Annotated in this window: 2 protein-coding genes; both read left to right on the top strand. The window is 73.6% G+C overall.

What is annotated here, in order from left to right; translation table 11 throughout:
• Positions 1–6,243, top strand: a 6,243-nt coding sequence (locus tag VD972_RS01430) for a HEAT repeat domain-containing protein (protein WP_324979581.1), incomplete at its 5' end; no start/stop codon positions are given.
• Positions 6,240–8,078: an SWIM zinc finger family protein gene (locus VD972_RS01425; RefSeq protein ID WP_324979578.1), complete on the top strand. Its 1,839-nt coding sequence runs from the start codon at positions 6,240–6,242 to the stop codon at positions 8,076–8,078. The genes VD972_RS01430 and VD972_RS01425, both read left to right, overlap by 4 nt.
• Positions 8,079–8,258 lie beyond the last annotated feature (180 nt).

Below are 8,258 nucleotides of genomic sequence, written 5' to 3'. Positions count from 1 at the left end.
CAGCGCCTCTATACGGTGGGCGTGGACGGGTTCCTGCGCGGCTGGGCGCTCGACTCCGGGAAGAAGCTTCACGAGTGGCAGGCCTCTCCGCAGCCCCTGCGCGCCGTGGCCGTGGATCCCAGCCACACCTTCGTCGCGTGCGCGGGCGATGACGCCGTGGTGCGCTCCTTCACCCTGGCCACCAGCGCTCGCCGGGACATGGCCGGCCACGAGGGCCCCGTGCGCGCCCTGGCCTTCACCCCGCGCGACGGGCGCCTCGCCTCCACGGGCGATGATGGCCGCATCCGCATCTGGTACCTCGTCGGCGCCGTCGAGTTCGAGGTGCGTGGCGACAAGGACTCCGGCCACGCCGGGCCGGTGCTCGCGCTCTTCTTCCCTCCCACCCCCACCGCCGAGCCCGGCCAGGAGCCCAGCGATCGGTTCTGGACCGCGGGCGCCGACGGCAAGGTGAAGGTGTGGCGCCTGGACGAGCGCCGCAAGCCTCGCACCCTCGACTGCGGCAGCAAGCCGCTGCACACCCTCGCCTTCGCGCCGCCGCCCAACGCACGGCAGGCCAAGGTGATGCTGGGTCACGTCTTCACCGGCGGCGACGATCGCCGCGTGTACCGCTTCACCGCGGAGCCGGATGGCAAGCCCTCAGACGAGCAGCTCGACTACGCCCATGGCTTCGACGCCCTCACCGAGTCCCTGAGCGGAGGCCGGCCCAAGCGCGAGGCCGCCGTGCGCGAGGCCGTCGCGCTGGAGGAGCCGGAGGCGCTCGACTTCGTCCTCAAGGTGCTCTCCTCGGACAAGGAAGCAGAGGTCCGCAAGCTGGCCGCCTCCGAGCTCGCCGCCCGAGGCCGCGCCGGCGCTCGCCCCAAGCTGCGCGAGCGGCTGGATGACGATCACCCCGCCGTCCGCGCCGCTGCCCTGGAGGCGCTGGCCACGCTGGAGGAGACCCCGCTCTCCGCCCCGCGCACCGCGCTCGACTCGCGCTTCGCCGACATTCGCATCTCCGGCCTCAAGCGGCTGGCGAAGCTCGCGGGCACCTCTCCGCTGGTACCAGGCCTCATCGCCGGGAAGCTCACGGACAGCGACGCCAACGTGGGGCTGGCCGCGCTCGACGCCCTCACCGAGGTGTCCCCCGCCGGCAGCACCGAGCCGCTGAAGACGGCCTTCGAGCGAGGCCCCGCCCATATAAAGGTAGAGGTGCTCATCCGCGCCGCGAGCGCAGGGCAGCTCGGCGCCGCGCAGCTGCAGCCGCTGGTGGCCCGCGCGCTGGATGACGCGGACGCGGACGTGCGCCGCGTGACCTTCACCGTGCGCGTGCTGGAGCACAAGCCCCTGGCCCAGGTGCTGGAGCAGAAGGACGAGGACTTCCGCCTCGCCGTGCGCGACATCGCCCGCCGGATGGTGCTCTCGGCGAAGCGTGCGTCCCCCGAGGGACAGGCGGGGAAGTTCTCCACTGAGGGCGAGGTGACGACCGCCCGCGACAAGCTCCTCGAGAAGCTCGTCGGCAAAGGCCAGCCCGGCGAATCGCTCCCCGAGGCCGACCTGGAGCCGCTGCTGGCCGCCATGGCCTGCCGCACTCCTGACACCGCGGTGCGCGGAGCCCGTGGGCTGGCACAGCTCGGCGATGCGCGAGCCCTGGGCGCACTGCTCCAGCTCTCTCGCGAGCCGGACGCCTCCATCCGCCGGCAGGCGGCCACCGCGCTCCAGGCGCTCCAGGACGCACGCGCCCGCGAGCGGCTGGTGTGGATGATGGATGACGCGGACGCGGAAGTGCGGTCCTCGGCGCTGGACGCCGTGGTGGCACTGGACGCGGAGGCGCCACTCTCCAGCGCAGAGGCCGCGCTGCGCTCGGGCTTCGAGGACGTGCGCGTCCGGGGCCTGGATCGACTGGTGAAGCTGGGCGCGCAGGGCAAGCGCCCGGAAGGCGCCGAGCCGCTGCTCGGCAACGCGCTGGAGGATGAGGCCGCCAAGGTCCGCGGCGAGGCCTTCCGCACCCTCTGGGCCTGGAACGAGAAGGAGCCACAGAAGGCGCTGGATCGCGCCCTGGACGGACGCTTCCCGGACCTGCGCCTACGCGCCGTGGAGGAGCTGGCCACGCGCTCCAAGGAGGACTGGGCGCTCGAGCGGCTGAAGAAGGCCGTGCAGGATCGCGACGCGGGCGTGGCCACCGCCGCCTACGAGGCGTGGGTGAAGCACGTGGGCAAGGAGAAGCCCGAGCCCCACCTCGCGACGCTCGAGACGACCCACGCCTCGCTGCGGACGCTCGGGGCGAAGAACGCCGTCCACGCTCCGGTAGAGGCGATGCGCTCGCCCCTGCTCAAGCTCATCCAGGACGAGGAGCCCTCCGTCCACCTCCAGGCGCTGGAGTCCCTGGACAAGCTCGTCCCCAACGAGAACGGGCCGCTGCTCGCCGGCCTCCTCTCCGCCGCCCTGCCCCTCAAGGTGCGCGCCGCGGAGCTGCTCGCCGCGCGCGGTGCCGAGGACATCATCGAGCCGATGCGCGTCCTCATCACCGACAAGGAGCTGGAGCGCCGCTACCTGCCCCCGTCCCTCAACCCGCTGCGCGCCCGGGCCGCGAGCGCGCTGGCCACGCTGGGCTCTCGCCGGCTGCTCTCCTTCTACGCCACCACCCTCCTCAAGCACGAGCTGGGCGAGGTGCGCGAGCAGGGTGCCCGCGGCCTGGCCACCGCCTGCCGCCGGGGAGACGAGGGCCACCTGCTGGATGCGCTCGGCCACGCGGACGTGGCGGTGCGCTCCTGGGCCGCGGATGGCCTGTCGCGCCTCGGTGACGCGCGCGCCCTGCCCGTGCTCACCGGCACGCTGCGGCACGAGCACCAGCCCATCCGCCTGGGCGCCATCCTCTCCTTCGCGGCGCTCGGCGCCGAGGGCGAGGGCGGCATGCTCCACGGCCTGGAGGACCGCACCCGCGAGGTCCAGGAGATGGTGTTCGCCATCATCCTCGCCAGGGATCTGCGCGCCTCGCGCCGCGGCGAGCCGCCGGACCTGCTCACCAGCGCCCTCTCCAGCGCTCGGCCCGAGGTGCGCTACGCCGCCGCGCGCGCCCTGGAGTTGCGGGCCGATCCGGCGGAGTACCAGGCCTACCTCGTGGAGGCCCTGCTGCCGCCCAAGCCGGAGAAGGCCGGCGACTTGAAGGAGTGGCCCGCCGAGGACGAGCGCGCCCGCCGCATGGTGGGGCTGGCCGAGGCGCTCGCCAGCGACGTCTCCGAGCAGCGCTACGCCGCCGCCCAGGTGCTCAACCTCCGTCACAAGCCGCTGGACTACTTCCGCGAGGCCCAGAAGGTGGCGCGCCCGCGCTCGCTGGAGCAGCCGTGGAAGCCGGAGACCACGCCCAAGCCCCGGCCCGAGGCGGAGAAGGCCGCGAAGAGCTGGCTGCGGCGCCTCTTCTCCTCCACCAAGGAGGCTGCCTCGCCTTCCCCCGAGGCGCTGGCCTCCGTCGAGCGCCAGCATCTGCGCCGGCTGGCCTTTGGCGCCTACGTCGGCCTGCTCCGGCAGGTTTCCGCTGGGGACGACGAGGGCCACCGCGTGCGCCGCGATGCCGTGGATCGCGTGGTGAAGCTCACCCAGGAGGGCTTCGCCGGACAGCCCGCCGCCGTGGCCGCGCTCCTGCGCGCGCTGGAGGATCCGCACCAGCTCGTGCGCAAGGCGGCCCTCGCCGGCCTCAAGGAGCTGTACCCCGCTGGCTCGGATGAGCCCCTGGCCCTGGCCCTGGCCTCGCTCTCGCAGGACGTGGCCCGCGCGGCGCTGGACGAGCTGGCGACGCGAGGGGATGCCGCCCGGCCTCGCGTCACCGCTGCGCTCAACTCGCCCCTGCCGGACGTGCGCAAGTACGCCTTCGAGCTGCTGGAGAAGCTCAGCCCCGCGGGCAGCCTCGAGCCGCTGCTGGCCGCGCTCTCCAGTGAGCACGCGGACCTGCGCGTCGGCGTCATCGAGCGCCTGGCCGGGGCCAACGACTCGCGTGTCACCGAGGCGCTCGGCCGCGCCATGGCCAGCGAGCACGAGGATCTGCGCATGCGCGCCTCGGAGCTGCTCGCCTGGCGCAAGGATGACCGGGCGGTGGAGGTGCTGAACACCTTCCTGCGCTCGGAGAACGCGGCCAACGCGAAGCGCGCCATGGAGGCTCTGGCCCGGCTGGCCACGCCCGCCGCGGTGGCCGCGCTCGCGGGCCGGCTGCGCACCTCGACGAGCCTGGACGAGCGCAACAACCTCGTGAACGCCCTGGGCCGCACCCGCCACCCGGACGCCGTGGAGGTGCTGGCGCGCCAGGTGCTCGAGGACGAGGCCCCCAGCGTGCGCCTGGCCTGCATCACCGCGGCCATGGCGGTGGCGGACCGGGACGTGAAGCTGCTACCCGATGGCACCCGGGACATGAAGTTGCGCGACGCGGCGCTGGCGGTTCGCTTCCTGCGCTCGGCCGTGCGCTCCTCGGACGTGGCGGTGCGTCAGGCGGTCCCGCCCGAGCTGGAGCACGGCGCTGACGCGGGCCAGGATGCGCTGCTGCTGAGCCTCTTCGCCGATCGGGATGAGACAGTGCGCCGCGAGGCTGTGGCTCGTTACTCCCAGCGCGTCGTGCATCAAGGCGCGAAGGTGGAGCCCATCGAGGAGGTGCTGCGCGCCGGGGCTCGCGAGCTGATGCTGCCCGCCGCCGAGGCCGCTGCCTTCAAGGCACTCCCCAGCGCGCTGCGCCCGCTGCTGCTGTACTCGCGCGCCGGCGAGGTGGGGGAGCGCGAGCGGGCGATCCTCGCGCTCGGCACCCTGGGAGACGGGCGGGCCCTGGCCGAGCTGGAGACTGTGGCCGGGGGTGGCACTCCCGAGGCCCCCGCCGAGCCCAGCATGGTCGTCGCCGCCATCGAGGCCCTGGGTCGACTGGCCGCGAAGCTCCCCGAGGGCGAGCAGCGCAAGCGCGTCGAGGAGAAGGTGGAGACCGAAGCCGTCGAGTCGGACTCCTTCGAGCAGCAGCAAGCAGGCGTGCGCGGGCTGCGGTACATCGGCGGCGAGCGCGCGCGGGTGAAGATCGAGGCGCTGCTCACTGACGACTCGACCTCCAACCCCGTGCGCCTCACCGCCGCGGCGGAGCTGGGCAAGCTGGGCGACGTGGCGGCCGAGCACGCCCTGTCCACGGTGCTGGACGCCTACGACTTCGAGCTGCGCAAGGAGGCGCGCAAGGCGCTCGACATCCTCTTCCCGAAGGATCGGGTGCGCGTCGAGTTCCTCGCCGTGGCGAGCCGCTTCTCTGACATCTCCGAGCCCGCCGCCACGTACCTGGCCGAGGAGGCCGATCCCGCGCTGCTCGTTCCCCGGCTGGCGACGCTGAAGGACGAGGCGCTGCGGCGGAGGCTCCGCCGAGGCCTGGCACGGCGGGGAGTCCTGCCCGTCTCCGAGCTGGCCGCGCTGCTCGCCCACGAGCAGCCCCAAGCCCGTGAGGAGGCAGCCCTCGTCATCGGCACGTGGACGGGTGAGCCGCGCGCACCGCTGCCGGCCTCGGACTCGGCCACGCTCTCCGGGGCGCTCGCGAAGGCCGAGCGCCGTACCTCCTCCGAGTGGGCCTCCGCGCCCGGCCCGAAGCGGCCACCGCTGGCCCGCGCCTGGGAGCGGCTGCTGTGGGCCAGCGCGAGGTTCGGCGTAGCGGAGCTGGCCACCGGGGCTCGGGTCATCCTCCTGGGTGGCGCTGCCGGGGCTCCAGCGGAGGTGCGCCAGGAAGCGGCACGCGCGCTGGGCACGCTCGGCACGGCCGAGGCGGGTGCGAAGCCCGTCCTCTCCGCTCCCAAGGAGCTCTCTGCCGCAACGGAAGCACTCCGCACCACGCTGGAGGATCCAGATGCCCGGGTGCGCGAGGCCGCCGCGGCCTCCCTGGCCCGGCTGGCTCCGGACCGCGCCGAGTGGGCGCTGGCGATGAAGCCGTTCGATCCGGTGGCCGTGGGCCCGATGGGCGTGGGGCTGCGCGACACGAAGTCGCTCACCTCCTCCGAAGGCCGCCGGGTGGCGCTCCCCGCTGTGATTGCCGAGCACCAGCTCCAGCCCCTGCAGCCGCTGGCCACCGGGGGCACACCTGAGGTGAAGCAGGACTCCTGGGCCGCGCTGGGCCGCATGGGCGGCGATGATGCCGCGGAGGTGCTGCGCGGCCAGGCCTTCGACAAGGGGCAGTCGGTGGAGCTGCGCAAGGCGGCCTACCGCGCCCACAAACGTGCACGCCGGGCCGCCGAGCGCGCCCGGAAGGGAGGAAGCCCGTCGTGACGACCGCCACCCGCCACCCCGTCGAGCTGCGCTACGCCACCGCGAGTGAGGTGGAGACCCGCGCGGAGGCCTCGCGCGTGCTGCTGGCCCTGGAGGGCTCCCGCGGCACCGTAGGCCTCCGCGGCCAGGTGCGTGAGCCTGCCCTCTTCCGCGACGCGCTGGCCGCCACGCTCGGTGTCCTCGCCAGCGATCTGCGCTACCGCGGGAGGGACCGCACCGCGTACCTCGCCTATCTGATGAAGCAGGGCAAGCGCGCCTCGGCGCAGATCTGGGAGGCGCAGAAGGCGTTCCTGGACGCCTCGCTCCAGAGCGAGGAGCAGAAGGACACGGTGCTGGATCCAGTACTCACCGTGGATCCGGATCAGGTGTCCGTGGAGGTCTTCTCCCGGGACGAGAGCGCCTACGCGCGGCTGGCCTTCGACAATGGCCTCTTCGACAGGCGCGAGGCGGCGCACGGCTCCACCTTCCTGGACGTGCCACCGGACCTGCTGGCCAAGGTGGATCGGCTGCGCACCTACGTGCCGCTGTCCCTGGAGGCCCACGTGGCGCTGCCCTCGCGCGAGGCCCGCCCCCCGCGCAACGTGGAGGTGCCCCACGCCTGGCTGCGCGGCTTCCTCCAGGTGCAGTCGGCGGCCACGCTCCCGGCGAGCACGTGCACGCTGTCACCGATCGATCTCTACAACCTGCTGTTCGCGCTGCGCACCCGGAAGGCGAAGAAGGCGCCGCGCGCGCTGCGCTTCGAGCTGGTGCCCGGAGCCCCGCCGCGGATGGTGCTGGAGCCGTGGGAGCTGGTGCTCGAGTGCCACGGCCCCGTGTACACGGGCTCGGCGCCGGCGGTGGTGCGGACGTTTGGCCGTCAGCGCCTGACGGCCCTCGCGCGGCTGCTGCCCCATGCCCAGAGCGTGCGGGTGCAGCTGCTCGGCCCGGGCCTGCCGGTGTTCTGGGTGGTGGACATGGGCGCGGCCACGCTCACGCTGGGGCTCACGGGGTGGACGGAGAGCGGCTGGTCCAGCGCGGCGGCCTTCGACGTGCTGATGCCGCGCGCGGTGCCGGAGGGGCTCTCGGAGAAGCTGCGCCAGCGGCTGCGCTCGGAGGGTCCGCTCTCCTTCGAGACGTTGGTGGCGGGCGCGGGGGCGCCGAAGGACGCGGTGCGAGCGGCGCTGCAGCTCGAGTGCCTGCGCGGACGCATCCTCTATGACATGGCCCGCGGAGCGTACCGGCCGCGCGAGCTGATGCCCACGCCCGTGGACGAGGCCGTCATCCGCTTCGGCAGCGAGCGCGAGGCGCGGGCGCACCGGCTGCTGGGAGACGGCGGGCCGGGCGCGGGCGAGGTGAAGGTGACGAAGGTGCACGACGTGGTGGGCGAGGGCACCCGCATCCACGGCGAGGTGGTGGACCGGGAGGCGGTGCGCAGCTTCTTCCCCGCCTTCACCTTGGATCTCGAGGGCCGGGTGAAGGAGGCGAGCTGCGGCTGCCCGCACTTCCGACGCTCGGGGCTGCGCGAGGGCCCGTGCGAGCACATGATGGCGCTGCGGCTGGCCTACGCCCGGCAGCGTGCGGCGGAGGAGGCGCTGCGGCAGACGCCGGAGGGGCGCAAGCTCATCCGCGCGGAGACGCGCTCCTACGTGCGGCGCGAGGTCAGCGGGCAGGAGCAGGTGTACCGCGTCTCGCTGGACGGCAAGGTGGTGGCGGTGGAGTGGGGCCCGCGCCTGGGCGAGCCGCGCCGGCAGAAGCTGTGGTTTGATACGGACGCGGAGGCGCGCACGGCGTACTTCGCGCGCCTGGAGTCACTGGCCTCCGAGGGCTTCATCGATGCGGCCTCGGCGATGGTGTAGAACAAGGACTGAGAGGCCGCCTCAGGTGCGGCCGGAACGGGAGGTGTGACGGCCCAGAGACTCTTCAGCGCGAGCGACCGGGAGAGGTCCCAAAGTCATCAGCCTCAGCGCCTCGAGCGCGGGAGCGGCGCTGCGCCGCTCTGGAAGCAATGCTGGACACTCTCCGCAAGGTAGCCTGTT

It is taken from the genome of Hyalangium sp. (genome assembly GCF_035629615.1).
Lineage (GTDB): Bacteria > Myxococcota > Myxococcia > Myxococcales > Myxococcaceae > Hyalangium.
Note: the sequence above shows the minus strand (reverse complement) of the source record. Positions and strands in the feature narration are given on the sequence as shown.